Source organism: Paraburkholderia metrosideri (assembly GCF_904848625.1).
Taxonomy (GTDB): domain Bacteria; phylum Pseudomonadota; class Gammaproteobacteria; order Burkholderiales; family Burkholderiaceae; genus Paraburkholderia; species Paraburkholderia metrosideri.
Window position 1 is genome coordinate 585,248 of sequence record NZ_CAJHCP010000003.1, and the last position, 25,096, is coordinate 610,343.

At 62.6% G+C, this 25,096-nt stretch carries 18 protein-coding genes and 1 pseudogene; 6 read left to right on the plus strand and 13 right to left on the minus strand.

Features of this window, described 5'->3' with window-relative positions; all coding sequences use genetic code 11:
* Nucleotides 1-79: 79 nt before the first annotated feature.
* Nucleotides 80-1,060 carry a LysR family transcriptional regulator gene (locus tag LMG28727_RS08355; protein WP_201641817.1) on the plus strand — a complete coding sequence of 327 codons (981 nt, stop codon included), beginning with the start codon at nucleotides 80-82 and terminating at the stop codon, nucleotides 1,058-1,060.
* Nucleotides 1,061-1,116: 56 nt separating this feature from the next.
* Here LMG28727_RS08355 and xdhC read toward each other — a convergent pair whose 3' ends face one another.
* From xdhC to xdhA, 3 genes are read right to left on the minus strand one after another with little or no spacing between them, the layout of a single operon-like run.
* Nucleotides 1,117-1,683, minus strand: a complete 567-nt coding sequence (xdhC, locus tag LMG28727_RS08360; RefSeq protein ID WP_201641818.1) for a xanthine dehydrogenase accessory protein XdhC — start codon at nucleotides 1,681-1,683, stop codon at nucleotides 1,117-1,119.
* A 24-nt stretch (nucleotides 1,684-1,707) separates the two neighbouring features.
* Nucleotides 1,708-4,086 carry a xanthine dehydrogenase molybdopterin binding subunit gene (xdhB, locus tag LMG28727_RS08365; RefSeq protein WP_201641819.1) on the minus strand — a complete coding sequence of 793 codons (2,379 nt, stop codon included), beginning with the start codon at nucleotides 4,084-4,086 and terminating at the stop codon, nucleotides 1,708-1,710.
* 38 nt (nucleotides 4,087-4,124) lie between these two features.
* Nucleotides 4,125-5,654, minus strand: coding sequence for a xanthine dehydrogenase small subunit (gene xdhA / locus LMG28727_RS08370; RefSeq protein ID WP_201641820.1), 1,530 nt, complete (start codon nucleotides 5,652-5,654; stop codon nucleotides 4,125-4,127).
* A 416-nt stretch (nucleotides 5,655-6,070) separates the two neighbouring features.
* On the opposite strand from xdhA, the gene LMG28727_RS08375 reads away from it, so the two are divergent.
* Nucleotides 6,071-7,282: an MFS transporter gene (locus LMG28727_RS08375; RefSeq protein WP_201641821.1), complete on the plus strand. Its 1,212-nt coding sequence runs from the start codon at nucleotides 6,071-6,073 to the stop codon at nucleotides 7,280-7,282.
* 97 nt (nucleotides 7,283-7,379) lie between these two features.
* Here the strand turns inward: LMG28727_RS08375 and LMG28727_RS08380 are convergent, their stop codons facing one another.
* The 7 genes from LMG28727_RS08380 to LMG28727_RS08410 all read right to left on the minus strand — a co-directional run bounded on the left by LMG28727_RS08380 (nucleotide 7,380) and on the right by LMG28727_RS08410 (nucleotide 17,013).
* Nucleotides 7,380-8,081, minus strand: coding sequence for an oligosaccharide flippase family protein (locus LMG28727_RS08380; protein WP_236591661.1), 702 nt, complete (start codon nucleotides 8,079-8,081; stop codon nucleotides 7,380-7,382).
* A gap of 9 nt (nucleotides 8,082-8,090) precedes the next feature.
* A complete protein-coding gene (locus tag LMG28727_RS08385; protein ID WP_236591662.1) occupies nucleotides 8,091-9,281 on the minus strand; it encodes a carboxylate--amine ligase in 1,191 nt (396 codons plus the stop codon).
* Between the two features lie 493 nt (nucleotides 9,282-9,774).
* Nucleotides 9,775-10,998: a pyridoxal-phosphate-dependent aminotransferase family protein gene (locus LMG28727_RS08390; RefSeq protein WP_201641822.1), complete on the minus strand. Its 1,224-nt coding sequence runs from the start codon at nucleotides 10,996-10,998 to the stop codon at nucleotides 9,775-9,777.
* A 148-nt stretch (nucleotides 10,999-11,146) separates the two neighbouring features.
* Nucleotides 11,147-12,811, minus strand: a complete 1,665-nt coding sequence (locus LMG28727_RS08395) for a bifunctional aspartate transaminase/aspartate 4-decarboxylase (protein WP_201641823.1) — start codon at nucleotides 12,809-12,811, stop codon at nucleotides 11,147-11,149.
* An 89-nt stretch (nucleotides 12,812-12,900) separates the two neighbouring features.
* Nucleotides 12,901-14,583, minus strand: coding sequence for an aspartate-alanine antiporter (gene aspT / locus LMG28727_RS08400; RefSeq protein ID WP_201641824.1), 1,683 nt, complete (start codon nucleotides 14,581-14,583; stop codon nucleotides 12,901-12,903).
* A gap of 147 nt (nucleotides 14,584-14,730) precedes the next feature.
* Nucleotides 14,731-16,413: an aspartate-alanine antiporter gene (gene aspT, locus LMG28727_RS08405; protein WP_201641825.1), complete on the minus strand. Its 1,683-nt coding sequence runs from the start codon at nucleotides 16,411-16,413 to the stop codon at nucleotides 14,731-14,733.
* 111 nt (nucleotides 16,414-16,524) lie between these two features.
* Nucleotides 16,525-17,013, minus strand: coding sequence for a hypothetical protein (locus tag LMG28727_RS08410; RefSeq protein ID WP_201641826.1), 489 nt, complete (start codon nucleotides 17,011-17,013; stop codon nucleotides 16,525-16,527).
* On the opposite strand from LMG28727_RS08410, the gene LMG28727_RS08415 reads away from it, so the two are divergent.
* Nucleotides 17,012-18,016, plus strand: a complete 1,005-nt coding sequence (locus LMG28727_RS08415) for a 2-hydroxyacid dehydrogenase (RefSeq protein WP_201641827.1) — start codon at nucleotides 17,012-17,014, stop codon at nucleotides 18,014-18,016. The two genes, LMG28727_RS08410 and LMG28727_RS08415, sit on opposite strands and share 2 nt — an antisense overlap.
* Before the next feature lie 12 nt (nucleotides 18,017-18,028).
* On the opposite strand, the gene LMG28727_RS08420 is transcribed toward LMG28727_RS08415, so the two are convergent.
* Nucleotides 18,029-18,646: a plasmid fertility inhibition factor family protein gene (locus LMG28727_RS08420; RefSeq protein ID WP_201641828.1), complete on the minus strand. Its 618-nt coding sequence runs from the start codon at nucleotides 18,644-18,646 to the stop codon at nucleotides 18,029-18,031.
* A gap of 93 nt (nucleotides 18,647-18,739) precedes the next feature.
* On the opposite strand from LMG28727_RS08420, the gene LMG28727_RS08425 reads away from it, so the two are divergent.
* The 3 genes and pseudogenes from LMG28727_RS08425 to LMG28727_RS08435 all read left to right on the plus strand — a co-directional run bounded on the left by LMG28727_RS08425 (nucleotide 18,740) and on the right by LMG28727_RS08435 (nucleotide 22,285).
* Nucleotides 18,740-19,567 carry a crotonase/enoyl-CoA hydratase family protein gene (locus LMG28727_RS08425; protein ID WP_201641829.1) on the plus strand — a complete coding sequence of 276 codons (828 nt, stop codon included), beginning with the start codon at nucleotides 18,740-18,742 and terminating at the stop codon, nucleotides 19,565-19,567.
* Nucleotides 19,568-19,782: 215 nt separating this feature from the next.
* The gene (locus LMG28727_RS08430; RefSeq protein ID WP_201641830.1) at nucleotides 19,783-20,949 is read left to right on the plus strand and encodes an MFS transporter; all 1,167 of its coding nucleotides are present in this window, start codon (nucleotides 19,783-19,785) and stop codon (nucleotides 20,947-20,949) included.
* A gap of 176 nt (nucleotides 20,950-21,125) precedes the next feature.
* Nucleotides 21,126-22,285, plus strand: a pseudogene (locus tag LMG28727_RS08435) (MFS transporter).
* 125 nt (nucleotides 22,286-22,410) lie between these two features.
* Here the strand turns inward: LMG28727_RS08435 and fahA are convergent.
* Nucleotides 22,411-23,715, minus strand: a complete 1,305-nt coding sequence (gene fahA, locus LMG28727_RS08440; RefSeq protein WP_201641831.1) for a fumarylacetoacetase — start codon at nucleotides 23,713-23,715, stop codon at nucleotides 22,411-22,413.
* Nucleotides 23,712-25,058, minus strand: a complete 1,347-nt coding sequence (gene hmgA, locus LMG28727_RS08445) for a homogentisate 1,2-dioxygenase (RefSeq protein ID WP_201641832.1) — start codon at nucleotides 25,056-25,058, stop codon at nucleotides 23,712-23,714. Before hmgA ends, fahA begins: the two co-directional genes overlap by 4 nt.
* Between the last annotated feature and the right edge of the window lie 38 nt (nucleotides 25,059-25,096).

Sequence of the window (25,096 nt, forward strand, 5' to 3'; positions counted from 1 at the left end):
CCGTACGCGGGCTGTCCCGCGGATGGCTTCGTCCGACACTTCATCGGCCCCGATCCGCCTGCACCGCCTCGCCCCGACCATGGATGACACCGCCGCCTCACTCGACATCTGGCTCGTGCGCGTATTGCGCACGCTGCTGGTCGAGCGCAGCGTCACGCAGACCGCGCTGCGTCTGAATCAGACCCAGCCCGCGATCAGCACCGCGCTGCGCAAACTGCGCGAGACCCTGAACGATCCGATCCTCGTGCGCGGCAAGTCGGGCATGGTGCCGACCGAATACGGCGAGTCGCTGCTCGCGTCCGCGCAACGCGTGCTGCGCGAAGTCGATTTCGTCGCGACGCCGCACGGCGATTTCGATCCTGGCCGCTCGCGCCGCACGTTCCGCGTAGCCGCACCGGATTATCTGAACGACTTCTTCATGCCGACTGTCATCGCGCATTTCCGCGAGGCGGCGCCGCATGCGCGGCTCGAAATCGAATCGCTCGGACCGTTGCTCGATCATTCTTCCGCGCTCGACGCTGGCGAGCTCGATCTCGTGATCGGCAACTGGCCGAAGCCCGATCCGCGTTTCGAACGCAGCGATCTGTTTGCCGATACGGTCGTCTGCCTGATGCGTGCCGATCATCCGTTGACCCGCATGCCGATGACGCGTGAAGCGTATCTCGCCGCGCCGCATCTCGCGCCGACGCCGTATAGCGGTGCGCGCGGCGGCGCGATCGACACGGGTTTTGCACGCGCGCGCGCCGAGCGGCGCATCGTCGCCACGTTGCCTTACTTTGGACTCGTGCCGCAAACGCTATTGCAATCGGATCTGATCTTCACGACCACGCGCCGCTTCGCGGCTCACTACGCGAACATGCTGCCGCTCGCGATCGTCGAGGTGCCGATCGCGTTTCCGCGGATCAAGTGTTATCAGATGTGGCACCCGCACCCGGATCGGCCGAGCGATATCGGCTGGCTGCGCGCGCTGATGTCCCAAGTGTCGGAGGAACTGGTCGCGCACAAGGTACGGCGCGCGAAACGGCCTGTACGCAGGAACGCGGCGGTTCTCGAGGGTTGAGGGGTTGCTGTTCACGGCCTGTCCCGTGACAACCGGCGCCGCCCTCACACGCCGACTCAAACAGTCGCGCAAAGCCTTTGCATTGTGGCCTGCGCGGCGATCTGACGACTGCGGATCTGCAGCAACTCCGCGCACACTGCGACCGCAATCGCGGATGGCGCTTTGTCGACGATACCGCCCACGCCGATCGGACACGTCATCTCGACGAGCCGGTCGAGATCGACACCACGCTCCAGCAATCGACGCTCGAATTTCACGCGCTTGGTCTTCGATCCGATCATGCCGAAGTACGTGAAATCGCGCCGTCGCATGATGCGCGCAGCCAGCGAAAAGTCGAGCGCATGGTTGTGCGTCATCACGAGAAAATACGCGCCGGGGGGCGCCGTATCGACAATCGCGTCGGGCGTGTCGGTGGCTTCGATCTGGACGTTCGGCGGGGTTTCATCGGGGAACAGTTCGTCACGTTCGTCGACCCACTGGACCACGCAGGGCAAGCTGCCAAGCAGCGTCACGAGTGCATGCCCGACGTGGCCCGCACCGAACAGCACGATATGCATCGGCGCCGGACGCGGCAGCTGAACGGCGCTGCGCCGGCCGATCTGAATGGACGAGAAAGCGTTCATGTCGATCATCCCTATCAGTTGCCGTTACACACGCTCAGCGTGACGCGACGCGGCCGTGGCCGCCCGCACCGCGCCCACCGCCTTGAGAATTTCCTCGCTGGTGGCCGGTGCGTTCAGCGGCGGGTTGACCTTGTGGTTGCCCACCGCCGACACCGCATCGCGCACCGCAAAGAACACCGAGAACGGCAGCAGCAACGGCGGCTCACCGGTCGCCTTCGAACGGTGGATGCTGTCCTCGGCATTGCGGTTCTTGAAGAGCCTGACGCGGAAGTCGGGCGGCGTATCGTTGACAGTCGGAATCTTGTAGGTGGACGGCGCGTGCGTCATCAGCTTGCCGCCCGCGTTCCACCACAACTCTTCGGTCGTGAGCCAGCCCATGCCCTGAATGAACGCGCCTTCGACCTGACCCACGTCGAGCGCCGGATTCAGCGATGCGCCCACGTCATGCAACGCGTCCGCGCGCAGCACGCGCATTTCGCCGGTCAGCGTGTCGATCACCACTTCCGAGACGGCCGCGCCGTACGAGTAGTAATAGAACGGCCGGCCACGCAGCTTCGACTGATCCCAATAGAGCTTGGGCGTCGCATAGAAACCGTCGGACCAAAGCTGCACGCGCGCGAGATAGGCCTTGGCGATCACCTCTTCGAACGGCACGATCATCTCGCCGATGACCACGCGATCATGCAGGAAGCGCACTTCTGCGGCGCTCACGTTGCCTGCGCCGAAACGCTCGGCGGCAAACGCGGACAGACGTTCGCGCAACTGACGCGCGGCATCCTGAGCGGCCTTGCCGTTCAGATCGGAGCCCGTCGATGCCGCCGTCGCCGAGGTATTGGCAATCTTGCTGGTGTCGGTAGCCGTCACGCGAATGCGATTGAAGCCAACGCCCAGTTCATGGGCGACGACCTGCGCGACCTTGGTGTTCAAACCCTGGCCCATTTCCGTGCCGCCGTGATTCACGAGCACCGAGCCATCGGTATAGATATGAACGAGCGCACCCGCCTGGTTGAAATGCGTCACGTTGAATGCGATGCCGAATTTGACCGGCGTCAGCGCGAGACCTTTCTTCAGCACTTCGTTGTTCGCATTGAACTCGTTGATCTCGGCACGACGCGCGCGATACTCGCTGGTCGCTTCGAGTTCGTCGATCAACTCGTGAATCACGTTGTCTTCAACTATCTGACCGTACGGTGTCTCGTTACGCTCAGTCTTGCCATACAGATTGCGACGGCGCACGTCGAGCGCATCTTCGCCCACCGAGCGCGCGACGTTGTCCATGATGTATTCGATCGCAAACGCGCCTTGCGGTCCGCCGAAGCCACGGAATGCGGTGTTCGACTGCGTGTTGGTCTTGCCGCAGAAGCCGTCGATCGTCACGTCAGACAGCCAGTACGCGTTATCGAAATGACACAACGCACGCGTCATCACGGGTCCGGACAGATCGGCGGAAAAACCGCAGCGCGAAGTCATGTCGACCGTCACGCCGTCGATCACGCCCTGATCGTCGTAACCCACTTCGTACGTGTAGTGAAAATCGTGGCGCTTGCCGGTGACCATCATGTCGTCATCGCGATCCGGGCGCAGCTTCACCGGGCACAGCAGCTTCCATGCAGCCAGTGCCGCGCAGCACGCGAACAGACCCGATTGCGATTCCTTGCCACCAAAACCGCCCCCCATCCGCCGGCATTCGATCAGCACGTTATGCGACGCGACGCCCAACGCATGCGCGACCATGTGCTGCATTTCGGTGGGATGCTGGGTCGAACAATAGACGTGCATGCCGTCATCGTCTTTCGGTACCGCGTATGAGATCTGCCCTTCCAGATAGAACTGCTCCTGCCCGCCGAGCAGCATCTCACCCGCCTCGCGACGCGCAGCGCGCGCGATCTTCGTGTCGGCTTCACCGCGCGCCAGTTTCATCGGCGGCAACACGTGCTGGTTTGCCGCGCGGGCCTGCTGCGCGGTCAGGATCGCGGGCAATTCTTCGTAGACGACTTCCGCGCGGCGTGCGGCAAGACGCGCCGTTTCGTGCGATGTCGCGACCACGATGAAGATCGGTTGTCCGACGTACTGGACGACACCGTCGGCGAGAATCGGATCGTCGCCGTGAATGATCGGGCCGACGTCGTTGGTGCCGGGAATGTCCTCGGCGGTGAAGATCGCGACCACACCGGGCGTCGCGCGCACCTTGTCGAGCGACATCGACACGATCTTCGCGTGCGGTTTCGTCGACAGACCGAGCGCGGCATGCAGCGTGCCGGCGAGCGTCGGGATGTCGTCGGTGTAAGTAGCGCGGCCGCTCACGTGCAGATGCGCGGACTCGTGCGGACGCGAGATGTGGACCTGCGTGAAGTCGTCGAGCTCCTTCAGGTCTTTGAGGAACGGTTCGGCTTGCTGATTCATTATGTTGTTCTCCGTAGGCTTCGAATGCGCGATGCGACTCAGACGCTCGCGCCAGCAGGCGCGCATGCCGCGGCAACCGCGCGCACGTCGAGCGCGCTTTTCGGCAGCGGATTGTTCGGGCGCGTTTCAAGCCAGAAGCGGTACAACGTGTTCTTCGCGGCCTCCAGACGATAGTTGCTGGTCGCGCGCATGTCGGACAGCGGCGCGTAGTCGTTGCCGAGCGCGATCATCGCGGCCTGCGCGGTGGCTTCGTGCCAGTCGGCGTCACGCAGCACGGCTTCGGCGTGCGTCGCGCGTTTGGAGGTCGCAGCCATCCCGCCGAACGCAATGCGCGGCTCGCGGATCACGTTGCCGTCGGCGATAAACGAAAACGCGGCGCACACGGCCGAGATATCCGAATCGAAGCGCTTCGACAGCTTGTAGGTACGGAATTGCAGGTTCTGGCGCGCGCCGGTGCGCGTCGGCACCTTGAGGCCGACAACGAACTCGTGCTCGGCCATGTCCTTCTTCTGATACGCGACGTACAGATCTTCGAGCGGCATCTCACGCTCGATTTCGCCGCCGCGCACGATCACGCGTGCACCTAATGCGATCAGGCCGGGCATCGAATCGCCGATCGGCGAACCGTTGGCGATATTGCCGCCGAGCGTGCCGGCATTGCGAATCGGCAGCGATGCAAAGCGTTGCCACATTTCGTTCAGTTCCGGGTATTGCTTCGCGATCTCCGCGTAGGCTTTTTCGACGCTGACGCCCGCGCCGATCTCGATCCAGTCGCCACTGGTTTCGAGCTTCTGCAATTCCGCGATCTGCCCGACATAGACGATGTTGCCCAACTCGCGCATCAGCTTCGTGACCCACAAGCCGATGTCCGTGCTGCCCGCGAGAATACGCGCGCCAGGCTCGGCTTGCTTGAGCTTTGCGAGCGCGTCGACGGTGCGCGGTGCGGCGAACTGCTGGCCCGCGTGCTGGTAGTGGAAAGTGTCCTTGCGTTCGAGCGTGGCGAGCTTATCGGCCAGCGCGGCAACATTGACCGGCACCTTCGGAGCCGGCGCTTCGAACATACGTACGGCCGCATCGACAATCGGCCGATAACCGGTGCAGCGGCACAGATTGCCGGTCAACGCATTGCTGATCGCTTCACGCGACGGCACGGTCTTGTTCGCGCAGCTTTGCTCGTGGCCGTGCTTTTCGTACAGCGACCACATCGACATGATGAAACCCGGCGTGCAGAAACCGCACTGCGAGCCATGGCATTCGACCATCGCTTCCTGCACCGGATGCAGCGAGCCGTCCGGCTGGCGCAGATCCTCGACGGTGAAGAGCGCTTTACCGTCGAGCGTCGGCACGAACTGAATGCACGCGTTGACCGACTTGAAGTCGACCCCGCCCGCCGCATTGCGCTCGCCGACAACGACGGTGCAGGCGCCGCAATCGCCTTCGGCGCATCCTTCCTTGGTGCCGGTGCAATGCGCATCCTCGCGCAGATACTGGAGGACGGTGCGGGTGACGGGCGCGTCCTTGATCTCGCGGATCGCGTTGCGGTGGTAGAAGCGAATCGGCTCAGTCATGTCTCGTTACTCTCGTGTGTTCTGCGTCCGTGCGGATATCCGGATGAGCGGACGTGCTGCGGTGACGATTCGAAAATTATCACCGTCAATAAAACCAACCCATAGCTCGGATCGCATGCGGGACATATCCGCAAAAAGATATCGAGATGGATTGGAGAGCCACTCAGCTTATGTCGATGGGAGATTTTTGCCGTGTTTTTCTATTTTCTGCTGATTAACGGCCAGATTGAATAAGGACTTTTCGCGACATCGCGCGAGATCGGCGCTCAATGCACGCGGTTGCAGTGCAAAAAGCCCATCACTATAAGAGTCCAAAAATCCTGATTGGTGGGATTAAAAATTAAGCAAATACTGCAAGAGAATCGGTTCCATGGGAAAATCATGGCTTCCCGCCGTTTTCAAGTCTCGTTTTCCCCATGTCCACCGACTCCGCGACACCTCGCAGCGAATTTGCGACGACCCTGCAGATCATTCCGGTCGTTTTTTTCACGTTTCTTTGTTATCTGACCATCGGCATTCCGCTCGCGGTGCTGCCCGGCTACGTCCACGGCGATCTCGGTTTTAGCGTCGTGCTGGCGGGCGCGGCGATCAGCGTCCAGTATCTGGCGACGCTTGCTTCACGGCCGCTGGCCGGCCGTTCGGCGGATACGCTGGGGCCGAAGCGAACCGTGTCGATCGGCTTGATGGGATGTGGGGCGAGCGGGGTTCTGCTGTTGCTGGCCGTGCTGTGTGGACGCTGGCCGGTGCTGAGCCTGACGCTGCTGGTCTGCAGCCGGCTGGTGCTGGGTTTCGGCGAAAGCCTGTGCGGCACGGGCGCAATTCTGTGGGGGATTGGCCGGGTCGGCACTCACAATAACGCCCGCGTGATCTCGTGGAACGGCATCGCCACTTACGGCGCGCTGGCCATCGGCGCGCCGCTCGGCGTCGCGATTGCACACTCGATCGGCTTTGCCGCGCTGGGCATTCTGGTGATCCTGCTGGCCGCGCTCGGTTTCTATCTGGCACGGCCGATTGCGCCGGTGCCGATCGTCCACGGTGAGCGGATGTCGTATCGCAGCGTGTTCACCCGCGTGTTGCCGCATGGCATCGGCCTCGCGCTCGGTTCTGCCGGCTTCGGCTCGATCGCTACCTTCATCACGCTGTTTTACGCGGCCCGACATTGGCCGAATGCGGCTTTGTCGCTGACGGTATTCGGCACGCTGTTCATCGGCGCGCGGCTGTTGTTCGCCAACACGATCAAGACTTACGGCGGCTTTCGCGTCGCGATTGCTTCGTTCTCGCTCGAATGCGCCGGTTTGCTGATGCTGTGGCTCGCGCCCGAGCCGCATATCGCACTGGCTGGCGCGGCGCTGACCGGCTTCGGCTTTGCGCTGGTGTTCCCCGCTCTCGGCGTCGAAGCGGTCGGGCTCGTGCCGCCCGCCAGCCGGGGCGCGGCGTTGTCCGCGTATTCCGTGTTTCTCGATCTGTCGCTGGGGATTACCGGGCCGCTCGCCGGCTATATCGCCGGCGAGTTTGGCTATGGCTCGGTGTTCCTGTTCGCCGCCATTGCTGCGGCGGCGGCGGTTGGTTTGTCTACCGTGCTTTATCTGCGTCACACCAAGGTGACGAATATGCCCGCCGCGCTGTAAGCGCCGTGGGCGCCCTGGCGGCCGGGGCAGCAGTGGCATTAATTGCGCGCGAACCTTGGCCGGCTCGCGCGCGGAAGGTGGTCAATCGACACCACCTTCAATCGGCCTCTGTCGCCATCTCCGGTTTGATCGGCTGAGGCTGCTGCGATTGCGCCTTCACCGCGATCTGCCCGTGGTTGATTCTTGCCGACACGCGATACACGCCGATCAGCATGAACAGCTCCGTTGCGGCAACCGAGCATGCGGTGCCAACGCCACCCCACAAATAGATCGAAATCGGCGCCTGAACCAGGTGAAACAGCGCGCCGTAAATATAGATCCGCTTGAGCAAAGACTGATTACCCGACGCGATGATCGTGAGCATCACCTGGGTGGTCGTCATGCCGACGATCGCCGGGACGAAAACGAGAATCCGCAGAATCCGGAACGTTTCGCCAAATGCCTCGCCGAGAAAGCGCCCGACGAACCATTCACCCAGCACGGTGAAGCCCACCAGGATCAATATCGCCGACGCGGCAAACGCCAGCATGAAGCCGCGATTGACCTTGTGCACGTACTCGCGGTCGCCGTTCTCATAGGCCACGCAAATCTTCGGAAAGAACGCCTGAATGGCAGGCGCGGTACACGCTTTCAGCGCATTGGTGAGCCGCTCCGCCGCCACGTAATAACCGACTGCGCCGGGTCCGCTGATCATCCGCAACATGATGACGTTCGCGTACATATACACCGACGTCAGCGCCGAGCCGAGGAAGATGTGATACGCGTCTTTCGCTTCAGCAATGACGTCGGCGAAACTCACGCGTACAGGTCAGGCCTTGACGTGTCCCGAATCGAGTTCCCTGATCGCCAGCCAGCGACGCTTCATGCGCCGCAGCGGACTCAGCAGACAATAGAATTGCAGCGCGGGAAACGGGTCTTGCCAACGGAAATAGCCATCGACGATCCTCGTGCGCTCGGGCAGTACATCGGCCGGCACCCGGTCGGTAAATGACGCCCACCACGCCACCGGCACCCGGCACGGACGGTCGGGAATCGGCGGCAGTCCGACTTCATGCCGATACGCGGCCAGCGGAATATTGACGCCGCTGAGCGTGGCGATTTCTTCCTGCCAGTCCGTGCGGCCGACCGTCGGCTCGACCATCACGAAGCGCCGGTAGTTGTCGTCCCATTTATATTCGATGCTGCCCATGCCGTCGAAACCGGCCTGCTCGGCAAACGACAGGGTCAGCGGCTCGAGAATGGCCCGCGCTTCGGGCGCGGCAACGCAGATTGCCGTACTGCCCACGCCGGGCGGCGAACTCAGAACCTTGCGGCCAGTAAAAATGCTGACCACATTGCCGCCGTCGCCGCGATAAAAGAGTGTGAAATGGATATTGCTGTCGGGCCCTTCGATCCATTCCTGCGCAATAATGCCGCCCGGCGAATTCAGCATGGCGAGAGCTCGCTCGCGCGCCTCGGACAACGAGTCGACGCGAACGGCCCGCTCTTTGTCTCCTCTCAGTACGTTGCGTTTGTCTTCCGGTTTAAGCACGCACGGATAGCGCAACTCCGACAGATATTCGATGTCGGACGCCCGCTGCAAAATCACGGACCGTGGGACCGGAAAATTATGCTGCTGGGCGAAAGCGTGAAATCTCGCCTTGTTCGACAACATCTTGACGGTGTCGTCTACCGGAAGACGGAAACGAAACCAGTTAGCCAGTACTTCGCGATTTTCGGAAACAGCGTGCACCGCGTCTTCGTCAGTCAATATCAGTACCGGTGGGCGGCTGAACTTTTTGCCCAGTTCGATCATGTCGTCGGCAAAGGTCTTGCCGATAAAGCTCTTGATGAAATAACCGCTAACGTGGCGGCTCCACAAGCCCGCACTGGTATTTCTCGTATCCACCGCAATAATCGGAACTCCAGCGGGAGCGAGCGATCGCGCCACGCCAAGTCCATTGAGCTGCGCACCGACAATCACCCCCGCCAGTTGCTCAGAACCGTATGCGCTCGTCATAGTCTCGATTCCCTTAGCCTTCGTATGTGCGTAAGCCCGCTACCCTCATCGGAATTAACGCGACGAACCATCGAAGCGGAACACAAAACCGTTAGCCGCCTCACAGAAGGGCGCGTGGTGTTCAAGCTGTGACATTGGGACGAAAATCCTGCCCGAGCGCAGGCCGACGCATCGTGGCATGCGCCGTGTTTAAAACAACAGATGTTTCGCCGCAACGCAGCACAAGCCTTTGGAAGTTTCCGCGTAAAACAGACTCTACGACTGGGCCTTGGGGCAATCCGTGCGCCGCCGCACAGAGGTCGGTAAAAACTGAGGAAAGGGTTTTCCTCTTACCAGTAACATTCACTTGATGCACGCCGCGAATGGGCGAGAGAGCGAGGCAGGCACCGGTTTCACGAATCAATCCGTGCTGCGATCGGCAAGTTCTGCGAAGAAGTCTGCTTCAGTAGACGAAAGCGTGCGCGGCGACCCAGGGCGCCGCGCCACAGACACGCTATTTGCCTTCCGACAGACCCCGTTCGAGCGCGGCGACACCCGCAGGCAGATCGACTTTCACGCCGAGGTCTACCATCGTCCGCCCGAGCGCATGGACCGTGCGGAACAAGTTGTGTTCACGGCATTGCTCGCCCATCTGTCCGATCCGGACAATCGGCAAACCGAATGAACCGGAGATTTCCACCTGATGCTGCCGCGAGATATGCGAGCAGACATCCGCCGGTGTCAGCCCGGCCGGCACTTCGATCCCGACCACCGAATTCAGGCGGCAAGGCGCCGGCGCATACAACTGCAAGCCCAGCGCGGTCACGCCCTGCTGCAACGCCAGCGAACATTTCAGATGGCGCGCAAAGCGCTTTTCGAGCGTTTCGGAGCACACCAGCCGCAACGCCTCGTGCAACGCGAGCACACCCGACACGGGCGCCGTGTAGTGATAGCCGGCGTTATGCCAGAAGTTTTCCGCGAGCGACGCATCGAGGCACCAATGCGCATTCGGCGCGGTTCGTCCTTTGACGCGCGCCCATGCGGCGTCCGAAAACGCGATCAGCGACACGCCCGGAATCGACGACAGGCCCTTCTGCCCGCCCGTAATCACCGCGTCGATACCCCAGGCGTCCATTTCGAGCGGCATCGTGCTTAACGTACACACCGCATCGACGATCACCAGTGCGCCGGCGGCTTTCGCCAGCGCGGCGATGTCTTTCAGATGGTAGTTCCACACCGTATTCGACGTCTCACCCTGCACCACGGTCACGATCTCGGGACGCTCGCGGCGAATCGCCTCGGCGATCTGGTCGAGACTCGCCACGGTGCGGTCGTCCACTTCGAGCGTGCTCACCTTCGCGCCGACGCGCCGGCCCATCTCGCCCATCCGGTCGCTGAAGAAGCCGTTCTTGATGCACAACACGCGGGTGCCTTCCCACGCGAGGTTCGAGATCGCCATTTCCATTGCGGCCGATCCCGGTCCCGCCACGCCCAGCACCCATTTCGATTGCGTCTGGAACACGTAGCGAGCCATCGTCTTCACCTGGCCGATCACCTTGACCATCGTGGCGCCCAGGTGATTGATCACGATCGTATTGGCTTTGGCGACGGCCGCGGGAATCGGCACAGGGCCGGCGCCCATCATCAATAACGGCTCTTCTGGGAGGATGGCGTCGAGCGATTCGACAACCGGACAGGGCACTGCGGATGCAACGGTATGGGATGAGGGAGTCGGCATGATCGGTACGTGAATGTCAGAACGCTAAAGGAACAAATGGCCTCACCAGCGTGATGCCGGTGAGGCCACTCGTCCGATCATTCACCGATCCGCGCGATTGCGCAAGTTTTTTGACTATGCTTATACGTTCGCGCAGCGCAATGCACCGCTATTTCACAGCAGTTTTGTCCAGCTTCTTGCCGGTCGCCGCGTTGAAACGCTCCACGTAATCTTCGATCAGCTTGCGCAGCGCGCGACCGATCTGCCGATAGTCAGACTCGTTCAGATTAGCCAGCGACACGCGGCCCGACGGATGCTGGGTCCCGAAGCCACGCCCCGGCAGCAGCACGACGCGCGCCTCGCGCGCCAGCCGGAACAGCAATTCGGTCGGCTCGGTGTTCTTGTAAAGCCACTCGACGAACTCGCGCCCGTACATCCGCTCGCCAAGAAACTCGATGTCGAGAATCGTGTAGTAATCGACCTGATTCGGATCGTCGTCTTCGAACGAAATGCCGACCTCTTCGTAGAGCGCCTGTTTGCGTTTGCGGATCAGGCGCTTCAGCGCGTTCTTGTACGCGTCCGGCGTGTCCATCAGCGAGAACAACGAGAACAGCACCATCTGCACCTGCTGCGGTGTCGATAGCCCCGCCGTGTGATTGAGCGCGACGGTGCGGCTGTCGGCCACCAGGCGGTCGATGAACTTGAGCTTGTCCGGCTCGGTCGTGATCGACTCGTAACGCTCGTGCAACTGCTTCTTCGCTTCTTTCGGCAATTCGGCGATCAGCTTGTCGAGCACGTTGTCGCGATGCGTCGCAATCGTGCCTAGACGCCAGCCGGTCGCGCCGAAGTACTTCGAATACGAGTACACCAGAATGGTGTTCTTCGGCGCGAGCGCGAACAGCGACACGAAGTCGTCGGCGAAGGTGCCGTACACGTCGTCGGTCAGCAGAATCAGATCGGGGCGTTCCTTGACGATATCGGCGATGTACTGGAGGCTCTCGTCGTTGATCTTCACCGACGGCGGATTGCTCGGATTCACGAGGAAGAACGCCTTCACCTTCGGATCGCGCAGCTTGTCGAGCTCCTTCTTCGAATACTGCCAGCCGGTAGCCACATCCGCTTCGAGATTCACCACGTTCAACTGATAGTCGTTCAGACGCGGAATCTCGATGTACGGCGTGAAAATCGGCATGCCGAGTGCGATGGTGTCGCCAGGCTTGATCAAATGATTCTCGCGCATCGTGTTGAAGATGTACGTCATCGCCGCCGTGCCGCCTTCCACCGCGAACACGTCGAATTCACCGACGAACGGGTGATCGCCGATCATCTCCTTGCGCAGGTACTGTCCGACGATCAGCTCTGACAACTTCAGCATCCGGTCCGGCACCGGATAGTTCGATGCGAGAATCCCCTCGCACATTTCGTACAGGAAGTCGCCTGCGGAATAGCCGAGTTGATCGCGCACATACGAGATCGCGCCGCGCAGAAAGTCGATGCCGGCCACGCCCTTGTTCTCGCGCAGGAACAGGTCGAAGCGCTCCGTCAATCCTTCACGCTTCGGGAAGCCGCCCACACCTTCGGGCATATACGCGAACGAACGCTCGGACTCGCGCATCGCAAAGAGGCCGAGTTGCCAGAAGCCGTGACGCGGGATCGTCGCGAGGAAGTTCGGATTGCCGCGACCGGCGTTCAGCATCGATGCATTGGCGGGCCGCTCCACCGCGCCGCCGCCCGCGGCCTTGATCAGTTCGTCTTTCAGTTCGAACGGACTGAGCGCGGCGAAACCCGCTTGCGCCGTGTCCGCGTGCTTCTTGTCGCCCTTATCCTTTGCCATGATGCGTTCTCCAATAAGCAGGTGAAAGACGCCGGTGCCGCGACGGTCGCACCGTTCGCGGCCGGCGTGAGAGAGAGGGATGAACGGCGCTACACGAGCCCGACCACGAGCGGCCCCAGCAGCGTCAGCGCGACGTTCGCAATCGCATAGGTAATTGCGAACGGCACGGTCGGCACCGCGCTTTCGGCTTTGTCGAGCACGCCGCCGAACGCCGGATTCGCGCTGCGCGAGCCCGACAGTGCGCCGGCCAGAATCGCCGCGTTGTTGTACTTCAGCACGTAGCGGCCGAACAGCATGGTCAGCAGCAACGGGAACAACGTGACGAACACGCCGAGCAGGAAGATCGTGACGCCCAGTTGCTTGACCGTCACGACGGCCTGCAATCCCGAGTTGAGGCCGACCACCACCACGAATGCCGCGAGACCGAAATCCTGCAGCAGCCGCGACGCAGCCGACGGCATCACGCCGTACATCGGATGCTTGCCGCGCATCCAGCCGAACAGCAGACCAGCCAGCAGACAGCCGCCGCCCGAACCCAGCGTCAGCGGAATGCCGCCCACGTTGATGACGATCAGGCCGATCAGAAGACCGAGCACGAGGCCGACGCCCATATAGATGAAGTCGGTCTTGATGGTGCGTGGCAACTCGTAGCCCGCTGTGTCGACGGCGCGTTTGGTATCTTTCGGCGAGCCGTAGAAGGTGATCACGTCGCCGTGTTCGAGTTTGGTTTCCGGCAGAATCGGCAGCGGCTGACCGGCGCGCGTGATGTTCTGCAGATAGACGCCGTGGCGCATATCGCGATCCAGCACCTGCCGCGCTGCGGCGATCGTCGTGTGATTCATGCCTTTGCGCGTGAACACGCCGTCGCGCGTCTGCATGACGATGCCGATGCCCTCTTCGTCGGCCACTTCGCTGCCGTTCGAGCCGAACGCGACCACCGCCTCGCGGCGGCCCACCACCAGCACGATGTCGTTCAGTTGCAGCACGAGGTCGGGCGTCGGGTCGAGCACCTGACCGTCACGCTTGATCCGCTCGATCGTCAGGCCGTCCTGATGCTGCGTCTCGACGGCCTGCACGGTTTTGCCCGCGCTGACGTCGATCTTGTACACGCGTCCCACCAGTTCGGGCAATGCCGATATCTGGCCGGGCGCGTTCGCCGACACACCCGACTTGAGGTCGCGCTCCGCGTCGATCGCCGCCTCTCGCAAGCCCTGCCCCATGAACTTCGGCAAGATATTCACGCAGACGATAATCGCGCCGAGCGAGCCGAACACATAGGTCACCGCGTACGCAATCGCCACGTCCGACTGCAGCGACTTCACCTGGTCGGCGGGCAGTCCGAGCCGTGCGATCGCATCGCCCGCCGTGCCGATGATCGCCGATTGCGTCAGCGCGCCGCCGGCGAGCCCAGCGGCAAGTCCCTTGTTCAGATGGAACAGCTTCGCGCAGATCACCACGGTGACCAGCGCCGACACGGCAAGAAACACCGCCATCGCGATTTCCCGCAGCGTCTTGCGATTGAGCGAATTGAAAAAGCCTGGACCGGAGTCATAGCCGACCGCATAGATGAACACGGCGAACATCACCGACTTCACGCCGTTGTCGATCGTCACGCCCACCTGGCTGACCACGACCGCCGCCAGCAGCGAACCGCCCACGCCGCCCAACTGGAATTTGCCAAAGTTGATCTGCCCGATGAAGTAACCGATCGCGAGCGACAGGAACAGCGCAATCTCGGGTGATTTGTGAAAGATGTTATGTAGCCAGTCCATCGTGCCCTCGCTGAATAGTTGGCGATACTGAGTACTGGGTGCTGCTGACAACGGCGGTGCGGCGAGGTTTCGCGTCCCGCGTTATGAGATATGCCTGATGCATGACATGCAGGGGCCGGCCGCGCACGGCAACGCGCACCCGCCGGTCTAACCGAACTTGCCGGCGAGACCGACCACAATGGGCCCCATCAATGGCAACAGAATGTTCGAGAGTGCGTAGGTGATCGTGTAGCCGATCACCGGTGTCGAATTACCGGTCACGCCGACTAGCGCGCTGATCGCCGGCGTGCTGCATTGCTGGCCGGCGATGGCGCCGAGCAGCATGGGCGCTTCGAGCTTGAGAAAGACGTGGCCGATCCATAGGGACAGCAGCCCCGGCACGAGCACCATCAGAATGCCGGCCACCGGCAGCGCCAGCCCGTACTCGCGCACCAGCTTGATCGCGTCCGGTCCTGCCGACAAACCGACTGCCGCGATAAACGTGGCGAGCCCAAAGTCCTTGAGGATTTGCGCGGCCGCCGACGGCAGCGACCCAATCAGTGGATAGCGCGAGCGGATCCAGCCGAACAGCAGCCCCGACAACAGACAGCCGCCGCCCGTGCCCAGCGCGATCGACACACCGCCAATCCGTCCGCCGAGCCGGCCGATTGCCATGCCGACCAGCACGCCGAGCGCGAGATAAATGAAATCGGTTTTCAGGGTCGGTGGCAGCACGTAGCCGAGGCGCTTCGCGCCGCGTTCGACATCGGCTTTCGCGCCGACCAGCGTCAGCACGTCGCCCCGGTTGAGTTCGGTGCCGGGTAGCGCAGGTACCGTGGTTTCAAGCCGCGTGACGGCCGCGATGTAGACCCCCCGTCCGTTTTCCGGCTTCGCCTGCTCGCGCACCTGGGCGATCGTTCGACCATGCAGGTCGCCGCGCGTCAACACGACGTCGAGCTTTTCGGCGATCACCTCGCCAAACGTGGCGCCGTCCACTTCCTCACCGAATCCCGCCGATGCCGCGACCACCGCTTCGCGCCGTCCCGCGACGAGGATCAGGTCGTCCGCAGCCAGTTGCAATTGCGGCTCGGCCGGCACGATCACGCCGGCGCGCTGCACGCGTTCGATGGTGAGATTGAAGCCGTACTGCTGCTCCAGCGCCTGAACCGTGGTTCCAGCCGCCGCGCCGACGTGAAACGCGCGGCCCACCAGCGCGGGTGCGGCCGCTCGCTGGCCTTCGCCGAATGCGCCGTCGCCGCCCAGCTTGCGCCACACACGGTCGGCTTCTTCGCGCAGGTCGATACGCAACAGCAGCGGTGCGAACTGGCTGGTGAAGAGCACGATGGTGATCAGGCCGAACAGATAGCTCACGCTGTACGCGGTCACGATATTGGCCTGCAGGCGCAAGGTCTCCGCGCCGCCGAGGCCGAGCTTGCCGATTGCTTCGGACGCCGTGCCGATCACCGCCGACTCCGTCGCCGCGCCGGCCAGCAGGCCGGCGGCGGTCCCGGCGTCGAGCCGCATCACGAGCACCGCGATCATGATCAGCACCAGCACCGACACGATCTCCACGACCGACAGCAATCCGTAACGCCAGCCACGCCCGATGTTGGCAAAGAACTGCGGGCCGCCAGTGAAGCCGAGCGCGAAGATGAATAGCGCAAACGCGATGTTTTTCAGATCGGGGGCGAGGCGCGCGCCGGTCTGCCCTAATAGCAGCGATACGATCAACGTGCCGCACACGCCACCGAGCTGAATCGGCCCCACCCGAAACGAGCCGATGAAATAGCCAATTGCCAGACTCGCAAAGAGTGCGATCTCCGGTTGCGATCTGAGCAATTCACCGATCATGTTGGCTCGCCGATTGACGTTTTGTTAGTTGAAAACTGAAAACAAATCGCTCTGGAAAACGAACAAATTCTTTCCAACCTATTTGGGTCGGACAATTCTTTCGAACATTCCTTAAACCGGAGATCGGGAATCGGTGCAACAAAAACCGCAGGCAGGGAGGATGGCGTAGTAGACGTAGAAGAAGTTACGCCGCGCCGCAGTGACGAAACCGGAATATGTTTCCGCTAGCTCGACGGTCACTTTTTCCTCGCGAAGTTGCCTGACGCCGTGAAAAGACATAATCTTCGAATGGCCTATTTCGTACAGCATGACTAAGCATGCCTTTTCGAGTGCTTTTAATAAATATGGTAGATCGGGACGCCTGTCAATATTATTTTCACTACAGCCTGGAGACTTCATGAAACACGATCCAGGTGAAGGCAAATACGCTTGATGCGGGTCACAGCACGATGCAGTAACGCGCGCAATGCGTGCCTTATACTGAATCACCGAAGCGCCCCGAACCGCACCGAGTTGCGCCGAACTGCACTGACCTGCCCCCTGTGCCGCGTAACGAATTCGCGGCTCTCCACGCGGCGGGTCTTTTCCGGAGTCCGCCATGCGCATGATCCTGTTCAGCAGCCGCCAGTACGACAGCGACACGTTCACCGAAGCTAACGCCTCTCACGGCTACGAACTGCATTTCCAGGAGTCGCACCTCGATAGCGAAACGGCGATCCTCGCGCACGGCTATGAAGTGGTCTGCCCATTCGTCAACGACAACGTCGACGCGGCCGTGCTGGAGCAACTCCATGCCGGCGGCACGCGCCTGATCGCGCTGCGCTCGGCGGGCTTCAATCATGTCGACCTGGCCACCGCGGAGCGTCTCGGCATTCCGGTCGTCCGCGTGCCGGCCTACTCGCCGCACGCGGTGGCCGAGCATGCGGTCGGGCTGATTCTGGCGTTGAACCGGCGCTTGCCGCGTGCCGTCGCGCGTACCCGCGAAGGGGACTTCTCGCTGCACGGACTGTTGGGCTTCGATCTGCATGGCAAGACCGTCGGTGTGGTCGGCACCGGTATGATCGGGCGCGTGTTCGGCCGGATCATGGCGGGCTTCGGTATGCAAGTGCTCGCGCACGATCCCGGCACGCCCGCCGACGACCTGCTCGCACTCGGCGCGCGCTACGTGCCGCTCGACACCTTACTCGCCGAATCCGACGTGGTCAGCCTGCACTGCCCACTGCTGCCATCCACGTACCATCTGATCAACGGCCCCGCGCTCGCCAAGATGAAACGCGGCGCGATGCTGGTCAATACCGGCCGCGGCGGCCTCGTCGAAGCCAACGCGCTGATCGGCGCGTTAAAGGACGGCCAGCTCGGCAACCTCGGTCTGGATGTGTATGAGGAAGAAGGCGGCATCTTCTTCGAGGATCATTCGAATCTGCCGCTACAGGACGACATACTCGCGCGCCTGTTGATGTTCCCGAACGTGATCGTCACCGCCCATCAGGCGTTCTTCACGCGCGAGGCGATGAACGAAATTGCGCAGACCACGCTCGACAATGTCGCAGCATGGCACGGTGGCACGCCGCGCAACACGGTGCTCGCGGCCAGCCATACCTGATGAAGCGGCTGCTTAAACGCCGCTTTCCCTGGTGGGCGAGATAGCGCGAATCGCGGTGCGGGCGTCGTCTGCGGCGCCGCACATGTCGCGTAGCAATACCGCCTCCCGCTCGTGCACTTCTACCGGACACCAGCGCGCGCCCGCATCCGCGAGATAGCGCGCGCGATGCTGCCCGTTGCGAAACGCCACCACGCCTTCACGCTCGATACCCAGCCAGCCGAGCAAACCCGGTGCGCGGCGCGTCGAGATCGTCACATAGGGCATCTGCGGAATGCGCGGGCTGTCTGGATCGAGAAACTCGCGGATGCCGCGCACCTTGCCCGAATGCCATTCGGCCACGGGCCTCAGCACGTAGTCGGTGTTATCGCGATCAGCGCAGGCAAGCAGTTTGCGCACGTCGACCAGCACGACCTGATGACGCGTGCCGTCGGTGACGAATACGCGTTTCAGGCGCACATGGTCGTACCATGGATGTTCGTGCAGGGGCACGATCCAGACCGTTTCGGCACAAGCCGGCGTGCCGGCCGACGATGAAGTGGACAAGGTCAAAGGCAGGCTCGATAAGCCGGCAAAAAAACGCCAGCGTGTGAATAGAGCGGTAACGCTACGAGCCGATTGTGAAAGAAGCATGACGAGCCACTCTATTAATTACTTAGCATCGACAACTTGCACGAGCGTGCGGGATAAGCGCGCCCACGGATGCCGACCTCCACGGGTTCAACGATGATAGCCACCCAAAATTTCAGCGACTACGTGCGCATCGAATCTGACGAGGATATCGGCGTCGCGACGATCGTCCTTGAGCGTCCCGAGCGGCGCAATGCAGTGGACCGTGGCATCGCGCAGGCGTTGAGCGCCGCGTTCAGCCGCTTCGAGGCGGAGCCCGCGTGGCGCGCAGCGGTGCTGTTCGGCGCAGGCGGCACGTTTTGCGCGGGCGCGGATCTGAGCGCGCTGGCCGACGACACCCGTCGCAACGAACTGCACGCCGACGGCCACGGTCCTGGCCCGATGGGACCCACGCGGATGAGCTTCAGCAAGCCCGTGATCGCGGCGATTGCCGGCTACGCGGTGGCGGGCGGCCTGGAACTGGCCGCGATGTGCGATCTGCGGGTGGTCGAAGAAGACGCGGTGCTCGGCGTGTTCTGCCGGCGCGTCGGCATTCCGTTAATCGACGGCGGCACGATCCGCTTGCCGCGTCTGATCGGGCTATCGCGGGCGTTGGATCTGATACTGACTGGACGCGCGGTGAGCGCGCACGAAGCGCTCGACTTCGGACTCGCGAACCGCGTGGTGCCGAAAGGCTCGGCCCGTGCGGCCGCCGGGCAACTGGCCGCCGAACTCGCCGCGTTTCCCCAGGCGGCGCTGCTCGCCGACCGCCGCTCGGCCATCGAAAACAGCACGCTCCACGATCTCGCCGAGGCGCTGCGGCGAGAAGGCGCGGGCGGTTACCAGGCAGTGTTCGACGAAGGTGTCGCCGGGGCGGCGAATTTTGCGGACGGCGGGGGTCGTCATGGCTATCTATTGCAAACCGGAGCGCGCACAAAACGCTGACCATTTTTACGCGCCGACGCATGACCGCCGCATCGCAGCAGGCGTGCGCATCCGGTTTTCAGCAAAAAACAACAACTGCCTTACGACTCAGCAAGGCGGTTTTGACTTAGGTAGAATCCCCTACTGTTTTCCCCCTGCCCGGCGCAGGCGTTTTCGCCCCGAAAACGCGCGTCGGCCGCGCGGCGTTCCGTCGTGCCGATTCACGTTCCTCCACCATGCCTTTACCCCTGCTAGCCCTTGCCATTGCTGCGTTTGGAATCGGTACCACCGAATTCGTGATCATGGGGCTGCTGCCCGATGTCGCGCGCGATCTGTCCGTGTCGATCCCCGCCGCCGGGATGCTGGTGTCGGCTTATGCGCTCGGCGTCACCATCGGCGCGCCGATCGTCGCAATCGCGGTTGCCAATATGCCGCGCAAGAAAGCGCTGATGAGCCTGATCGGCGTGTTCATCGTTGGCAATATGCTGTGCGCGGTTGCGCCGGGTTACGCGGTGCTGATGGCCGCGCGCATCGTCACGGCGTTCTGCCATGGCGCGTTCTTCGGGATCGGCTCGGTGGTGGCAGCAGGGCTGGTCGCGCCGAACCGCCGTGCGCAAGCCATCGCGCTGATGTTCACCGGTCTGACGCTCGCCAACGTGCTGGGCGTGCCGCTCGGCACCGCGCTGGGCCAAGCTGTCGGCTGGCGCGCGACTTTCTGGGCAGTGACCGGCATCGGCATCATCGCCGCCGCTGCGCTGGCCGTGTGTCTGCCGGCCAGAATCGAGATGCAGAAGGCGAGCCTCGTCCGCGAATTCAGCGTACTGAAAAACCCACAAGTGCTGATGGTGCTCGGGATCAGCGTGCTCGCATCGGCCAGCCTCTTCTCGACCTTCACCTACATCACGCCGATTCTCGAAGACGTGACCGGCTTTACGCCGCATGCGGTCACGATGGTGCTGTTGCTGTTCGGCCTCGGGCTGACGGTGGGCAGCACGCTCGGCGGCAAGCTGGCCGACTGGCGGTTGATGCCGTCGCTGATCGCGTTCCTGCTGGCTATCGCCGTGATCCTGACGATCTTCGCGGGCACGATGCACGCCGCGATTCCGGCGATGATCACGATTTTCGTGTGGGGCATTCTGGCTTTCGCGATCGTGCCGCCGCTGCAAATGCTGATCGTCGACCGCGCGAGTCATGCGCCGAATCTGGCGTCGACGCTGAACCAGGGCGCGTTCAATCTCGGCAATGCCACCGGAGCGTGGCTGGGCGGCATGGCAATCGGCGCGGGCGCGCCGCTGACCACCCTGCCGTGGGTCGGTGTGGCGACGTCGATTGGCGCGTTGCTGTTGACGCTGTGGTCGGTGTCGATCGATCGGCGCGCGCAGCGGATGGCGGTGGCAAGTTAAATAGCGCAGTGAGCGCAGCGGGCGTAAGCTTCGCGCCCGTTCAGTTTCTTCTCTTCGATCGTGGCCGGAACGCGTCGCGCCCGCGAATCACTGCAGCATCACCGCGGCGTCACCGGCGCCACAGCGCACGCCGTCACAGGTGCCAACGCGTTGCACCCGTAGTAGCATCCTGGCCGATGAAAGTCATCTTCACCCGCGATTTCCTCGCGCTGATCCTCAGCGTTGCCGTTGTCGGACTCGGCAGCGGCGCGACGCTTCCGCTCACCTCCCTCGCATTGACGCAAGCAGGCTACGGCACCGACGTCGTCGGCCTGCTGACCGCTGCGCAAGCGGGCGGCGGTCTCATCATTGTCCCGCTGGCTGGCTGGATCGCGGCGCGCTTCAACGGCCGCCAGGTGATTGTCGGCGCGGTGCTGGTCGTCGCGTTCGCCACCGCGCTGATGCAACTGTCGCGAACCTGTGGCTATGGGCCGTGTTACGGCTGTTGTGCGGTGCGGCGTTGATGCTGCTCTTCACCATCGGCGAAGCCTGGGTCAACCAGTTAGCCGACGATGCTTCGCGGGGCCGCGTGATCGCGATCTACGCGACCAACTTCACGCTATTCCAGATGTCGGGGCCGGTGCTGGTGAGCCAGATCGCCGGACTCACGCACTGGCGCTTCCTGCTTTGCGGTGTCATTTTTTTGCTGGCGTTGCCGATGCTCGCGACGATCCGCGCCACCCCTCACGCGTCCAACGATGAACACGCAGCACATGGAAGCTGGCGCCGGGTCTTGCCGCAGATGCCCGCGCTGGTGATCGGCACCGGCTTCTTCGCGCTATTCGACACAATCGCGTTGTCGCTGCTGCCGCTTTTCGCGATGTCTCACGGCATCACGAGCGAAGTGGCCGTGCTGTTCGCTTCGGCGTTGCTGCTCGGCGATACGACGATGCAGTTTCCGATCGGCTGGCTCGCCGACCGGCTCGGGCGTGAGCGTGTGCATATCGGTTGCGGCGTGGTGGTCGTGGCGCTGTTGCCGTTTTTGCCGTGGGCGGTCAAGTCGCCGTGGTTGTGCTGGCCACTGCTGTATGTGCTCGGCGCGGCTGCTGGAGCGATCTATACCTTGTCCCTGGTGGCATGCGGCGAGCGCTTTCGCGGCGTCGCGCTGGTATCGGCGAGTTCGCTGGTCGGGGCGTCGTGGAGCGCGGCGAGTTTTGGCGGGCCGCTGGTGGCGGGCGCATTGATGAAGCGCGTGGGCGATAACGCGATGGTTGGCGTGCTGCTGGCTGCCGCGCTCGCGTTTCTGGTTGCCGTGTGGTGGGAAAAGCGCCGTGGTTTCACGGCGATGGCCGGTTGACGTAGTGCGCAGCCGTGTACGGTTGCTTCGCAGATTGCGCGTTATCCATCAAAAAACGGGGAAGCCGACGTGAGCGGCCTCCCCGTTTTTTTGCGGCGCCGCGCCATTCAGGCGCGACTTCTGCGTCACTTCAGCGCCGGTACGATCTCGCCTGCGCACGCGCCGAATCCCACGCGGTAGCCGTCGCCCTGGCACCAGCCGAGCAGCGTGAGTTCATCGCCGTCTTCAATGAAACTGCGCGTGCCGCCTTCGTTCAACTCCAATGGCTTGTTACCGTTCCACGTCAGTTCCAGCAGGCTGCCGAACGAGTCGTCCGTCGGGCCGCTGATCGTGCCCGAACCCATCAGATCGCCAACGCGCGTATTGCAGCCCGATACCGTGTGATGCGCAAGCTGCTGCGCCATCGTCCAGTACATGTGCCGGAAGTTGGTCCGTGCGATCGTGCTCGCCCGCTTCGCCTGCTGCGGGCGCAGCGTCACCTCCAGTGTGATATCGAACGCATGCCTGCCTTCGTGCCGCAGATACGCCAGCGGCGCCGGTTCCTGCACCGGCTGCGCGACGCGGAACGGTTCGAGCGCGTCGAGCGTGACGATCCACGGCGAGATCGTGGTGGCAAACGTCTTCGCGTTGAACGGGCCGAGCGGCACGTATTCCCATTGCTGAATATCGCGCGCGCTCCAGTCGTTCAGCAGCACCATGCCGAAGATATGCGCTTCGGCATCCGCGCACGCAACCGGTTCGCCCAACGCATTGCCCGCACCGATCACGAAGCCCGTTTCCAGTTCGATGTCGAGCTTGCGGCATGCGCCGAACACAGGGCGCTCCTGATCCGGCAGCTTCAACTGACCATTCGGACGACGCACCGGCGTGCCGCTCACCACCACCGACGACGCCCGCCCGTTGTAACCGATCGGCATCTCGGACCAGTTCGGCAGCAACGCGTTCTTCGGATCGCGGAACATGGAACCGACGTTGGTGGCGTGCTCCTTCGACGAATAGAAGTCGGTGTAGCCTGGAATGTGCACAGGCAGATGCAATTTTGCGTCGGCCTGGCGAACCAGAACCCTGGCGCGCAACGCAGCGTCGTCGCGCAACATCGCGGTGTCGCGTGCCAGCAGCGCGCTCAACTGCACGCGGACGCTTCGCCACGTTTCGCGGCCCAGCGCGATGAAATCGTTCAGCGTGTCGCGCGCAAAGACATCGGTCTTCGCCGCCGACAGCTTCAGCAATCCAGCCGCCTGCAACGCAGCCAGATCGACGATCTCATCGCCAATCGCCACACCCACGCGGCGCGCGTCATTCTGCCGGGCGCTAAAAACACCAAACGGCAGGTTCTGAATCGAAAAGTCATTAGTCGAATCGTTGGCCGACTCGACCCAGCTCCTGCGCGACGGATCGAGCGTCGCCTGAAGATCGCTCAATGCGTTCATCGTTGCTCCGGGTTGAAATGTTTCTTGAGACCTTGCCAGCACTCGTAGTAATGCGCCTGCAACTGCGCAGTTTCGAGTGCGAAACGGGTGGGTTTGATCAGCGTACGTGTCTCGAACATGAACGCCATCGTGTCGCCGACTTTTTTCGGCACCGAGGTATCGCCATGCGACGCTTTCTCGAACGTATCGGCGTCAGGACCGTGGCCCGACATGCAGTTGTGCAGACTCGCGCCGCCCGGCACGAAGCCTTCGGCCTTCGCGTCGTACACGCCATGCACGAGCCCCATGAATTCGCTCGCGACATTGCGATGGAACCACGGCGGACGGAACGTATCTTCGGCGGCGAGCCAGCGCGGCGGGAAGATCACGAAGTCGATCGTATCGACGCCCGCTGTGTCGCTTTGCGATTGCAGCACCAGAAAGATCGACGGGTCGGGATGATCGAAGCTGATCGAACCAATCGTGTTGAAGCGCCGCAAGTCGTACTTGTACGGCGCGTAATTGCCGTGCCACGCGACCACGTCGAGCGGCGAATGGCCGATGTCAGCGCGCCATACATTGCCGTTCATCTTCGCGACGAGTTCGAAGTCGCCTTCGCGGTCTTCATACGCGGCGTGCGGCGTGAGGAAGTCGCGCGGATTCGCGAGACCGTTCGAGCCGATCGGACCGAGATCCGGCAAGCGCAGCAACGCGCCAAAGTTTTCGCAGATGTAGCCGCGCGCGGTGTCGTCCGGCAGGCTCACCGAGAAACGCACGCCGCGCGGGATCACTGCGATTTCGAACGGTGCGACTTCGAGCCGGCCCATTTCGGTCGCGATATCGAGGCGGCCTTCCTGCGGCACGATCAGCAGTTCCCCATCGGCGTTGTAGAAAAAGCGGTCTTTCATCGAACGATTTGCCGCGTACAGATGAATCGCGCAGCCGTTCATCGATTCCGCGGAGCCATTGCCCGCCATCGTCACCCAGCCGTCGATGAAATCGGTGGGCGCGCCCGGCATGGGCAGCGCGTCCCAGCGAAGCTGATTCGGCGGCGTAGGCGGCACGTCGGCGAAATTCGCGACGAGCCGGTCGCAAGGCAACTGGGTGAACGGCATATGTACTGCCGCCGGACGAATCCGGTACAGCCACGAACGACGGTTATGGCCGCGCGGTGCGGTGAACGCGGTGCCCGAAATCTGCTCGGCGTACAGCCCATAGGCCGCGCGTTGTGGCGAATTGCGGCCTTCGGGCAGCGCGCCTGGCAGCGCCTCGGTTGCGAATTCGTTAGCAAAACCCGACTGATAGCCCGGCTCGATCTCGAGCCGCGAACTCGCTGCGGGCACTTTATGCGTTGGGGTGTCCATCCAAGGTTCTCCGTTGATACTCGAATCTTTTCGAATCG

Coding starts and splice junctions, on each gene's coding strand:
- LMG28727_RS08355 (WP_201641817.1), top strand. CDS start 80: ATGGATGACACCGCCGCCTCACTCGACATCTGGCTCGTGCGCGTATTG.
- xdhC (WP_201641818.1), bottom strand. CDS start 1,683: ATGAACGCTTTCTCGTCCATTCAGATCGGCCGGCGCAGCGCCGTTCAG.
- xdhB (WP_201641819.1), bottom strand. CDS start 4,086: ATGAATCAGCAAGCCGAACCGTTCCTCAAAGACCTGAAGGAGCTCGAC.
- xdhA (WP_201641820.1), bottom strand. CDS start 5,654: ATGACTGAGCCGATTCGCTTCTACCACCGCAACGCGATCCGCGAGATC.
- LMG28727_RS08375 (WP_201641821.1), top strand. CDS start 6,071: ATGTCCACCGACTCCGCGACACCTCGCAGCGAATTTGCGACGACCCTG.
- LMG28727_RS08385 (WP_236591662.1), bottom strand. CDS start 9,281: ATGACGAGCGCATACGGTTCTGAGCAACTGGCGGGGGTGATTGTCGGT.
- LMG28727_RS08390 (WP_201641822.1), bottom strand. CDS start 10,998: ATGCCGACTCCCTCATCCCATACCGTTGCATCCGCAGTGCCCTGTCCG.
- LMG28727_RS08395 (WP_201641823.1), bottom strand. CDS start 12,811: ATGGCAAAGGATAAGGGCGACAAGAAGCACGCGGACACGGCGCAAGCG.
- aspT (WP_201641824.1), bottom strand. CDS start 14,583: ATGGACTGGCTACATAACATCTTTCACAAATCACCCGAGATTGCGCTG.
- aspT (WP_201641825.1), bottom strand. CDS start 16,413: ATGATCGGTGAATTGCTCAGATCGCAACCGGAGATCGCACTCTTTGCG.
- LMG28727_RS08415 (WP_201641827.1), top strand. CDS start 17,012: ATGCGCATGATCCTGTTCAGCAGCCGCCAGTACGACAGCGACACGTTC.
- LMG28727_RS08410 (WP_201641826.1), bottom strand. CDS start 17,013: ATGGCGGACTCCGGAAAAGACCCGCCGCGTGGAGAGCCGCGAATTCGT.
- LMG28727_RS08420 (WP_201641828.1), bottom strand. CDS start 18,646: ATGCTTCTTTCACAATCGGCTCGTAGCGTTACCGCTCTATTCACACGC.
- LMG28727_RS08425 (WP_201641829.1), top strand. CDS start 18,740: ATGATAGCCACCCAAAATTTCAGCGACTACGTGCGCATCGAATCTGAC.
- LMG28727_RS08430 (WP_201641830.1), top strand. CDS start 19,783: ATGCCTTTACCCCTGCTAGCCCTTGCCATTGCTGCGTTTGGAATCGGT.
- fahA (WP_201641831.1), bottom strand. CDS start 23,715: ATGAACGCATTGAGCGATCTTCAGGCGACGCTCGATCCGTCGCGCAGG.
- hmgA (WP_201641832.1), bottom strand. CDS start 25,058: ATGGACACCCCAACGCATAAAGTGCCCGCAGCGAGTTCGCGGCTCGAG.